At 68.6% G+C, this 1,791-nt stretch carries 2 protein-coding genes; both read left to right on the top strand.

Annotated elements, in window-relative coordinates; all coding sequences use genetic code 11:
- The first annotated feature begins 135 nt into the window (after positions 1–135).
- On the top strand, positions 136–717 hold the full coding sequence (locus tag Q4A20_RS15065; protein ID WP_303124211.1) for an O-acetyl-ADP-ribose deacetylase: 582 nt from the start codon (positions 136–138) through the stop codon (positions 715–717).
- Positions 718–929: 212 nt separating this feature from the next.
- Positions 930–1,791, top strand: an 862-nt coding sequence (locus Q4A20_RS15060) for a Clp protease N-terminal domain-containing protein (RefSeq protein WP_303124209.1), incomplete at its 3' end; no start/stop codon positions are given.

Here is a 1,791-nt window from a genome sequence, read left to right as displayed (position 1 = left end):
CCACCAAACTCGAACTCTACCGAACCCGATGGTAAAACCACACGAATAACACCCTTAGTGTAGGTATGTCCGATCTGCTTCATGTGATGCTGTGACGCGTGACATATTCGCGGTTCTGCCACAATGGGATCCATGGTGCGGATCGAGGCAGTACGCGGGGACATCACCACCCAGGAGGTGGATGCCGTTGTCAACGCGGCCAACTCCGGGCTGCTCGGGGGCGGTGGGGTCGATGGCGCCATCCACCGTGCCGCCGGGCCGCGCCTGCTCCAGGCCTGTCGCGAGCTGCGCGCCGCCGAACTGCCGGATGGGCTGCCGGTGGGTGAGGCCGTGGTCACGCCCGGCTTCGACCTGCCCGCCTGCTGGGTCATCCACACCGTCGGCCCCAACCGGCACGCCGGCCAGACCGACCCCGCCCTGCTGCGTGCCGCCTTCCGCTCCAGCCTGGAGCTGGCGCAGGAACTCGGCTGCCGCAGCGTGGCAGTGCCGGCGATCTCCGCGGGCGTGTACGGCTGGGACGTCGATGCCGTCGCCCGGGCCGCGGTGGCCGAGGCCCGCGCCCTGGCGGCCCGGGCGGATACCGCCAGCGGCGTCGAGGTGTGTGGCACCGACGTCGTCGACGCCGCCGCGGCGCAGCCGGGCGGGCTGGAACTGGTGCGCTTCGTGCTCTTCTCCGAGCGGCTGCTGCGGGCCTTCCAGGCGGCACTGGACGCCTGAAGCGCCCGGTGTGGCGACGTCGGCATATGGCGGGGTGCCCGTATTCCTGAGTCGGCCCGACTCAACCCTGCTCACGCCCACTGCGAACACAGGCATTGGTGAGGCCCCAACGCCGTTAGCCTTATCAGCGCGTGCCCCGCGTTCCCCTCCGGTACTCATTCCGGACCCGGGCAACGTCATCACCGACCGCACGTGCCGAGGAGCTATCAGCGATGTTCGAACGCTTTACCGACCGCGCCCGCCGCGTCGTCGTCCTGGCCCAGGACGAGGCCCGCGCGCTCAACCACAACTACATCGGCACCGAACACCTCCTTCTGGGCCTCATCCACGAAGGCGAGGGGGTCGCCGCCAAGGCGCTGGAGTCTATGGACATCTCCCTGGACGCCGCGCGCGCCGAGGTAATCGAGATCATCGGTGAGGGGCAGTCCGCCCCCTCCGGCCACATCCCCTTCACGCCGCGCGCCAAGAAGGTGCTCGAGCTGTCCCTGCGCGAGGCGCTGCAGCTGGGCCACAACTACATCGGCACCGAGCACATCCTGCTCGGCCTGCTGCGTGAGGGTGAGGGCGTGGCCGCCCAGGTGCTGACCAAGCTCGGTGCCGACCTTTCCACCGTCCGCCAGACCGTCATGCAGATGCTCTCCGGTTATGAGGGCAAGGAGACCGTCACCGCCGGCGGCTCCAACAAGGAGGGCACGCCGTCGGGCTCGGCCATCCTGGACCAGTTCGGCCGTAACCTCACCGCCGCCGCCCGCGAGGGCAAGCTGGACCCGGTCATCGGCCGCCACAAGGAGATGGAACGCGTCATGCAGATCCTCTCCCGGCGCACCAAGAACAACCCCGTCCTGATCGGCGAGCCCGGCGTCGGTAAGACCGCCGTCGTCGAGGGACTCAGCCAGGCGATCGTCCACGGGGACGTGCCCGAGACCCTGCGCGACAAGCAGCTGTACTCCCTGGACATGGGCTCCCTGGTGGCCGGCTCCCGCTACCGCGGTGACTTCGAGGAACGCCTGAAGAAGGTGCTCAAGGAGGTGCGCACCCGCGGCGACATCATCCTGTTCATCGACGAGATCCACA

It is taken from the genome of Actinomyces sp. (assembly GCF_030530635.1).
Classification (GTDB): Bacteria; Actinomycetota; Actinomycetes; order Actinomycetales; family Actinomycetaceae; genus Actinomyces.
This window is presented reverse-complemented; position numbering and strand designations above follow the sequence as displayed.